Genomic DNA, 283 nt, shown 5'->3' with positions numbered 1-283 from the left:
TAGGCTTTGTCGGCGTGCAGCTTGCCGGGACGGCGGCGTCGCGGTCCGCGTCGCGAGCGGATCGGCGGAATGGCGTCGACAAGCGGTATCAGGGCCTGGCTGTCATGGACGTTGGCTCCGGAGATCGCGAGCGACAGGGGCGAACCGGTACGTTCGGTGAGCAGGTGGATCTTCGACCCGTATTTGCCCCGATCGACAGGATTCGGACCCGTCAACTCCCCTTTTTCAGCGCCCTCATGTTCACCGAGTCGACCGCGCACCTCGACCAGTCCAGCTCGCCCCG

General features: G+C 65.7%; 1 pseudogene. It reads right to left on the bottom strand.

From position 1 onward, the window contains the following. Positions 1–283 (bottom strand): annotated as a pseudogene (locus tag PUR61_RS10345) (transposase); the annotation flags it as partial.

The sequence above is a fragment of the Streptomyces sp. BE20 genome (assembly GCF_036322525.1).
Taxonomy (GTDB): Bacteria; Actinomycetota; Actinomycetes; order Streptomycetales; family Streptomycetaceae; genus Kitasatospora.
This window is presented reverse-complemented; position numbering and strand designations above follow the sequence as displayed.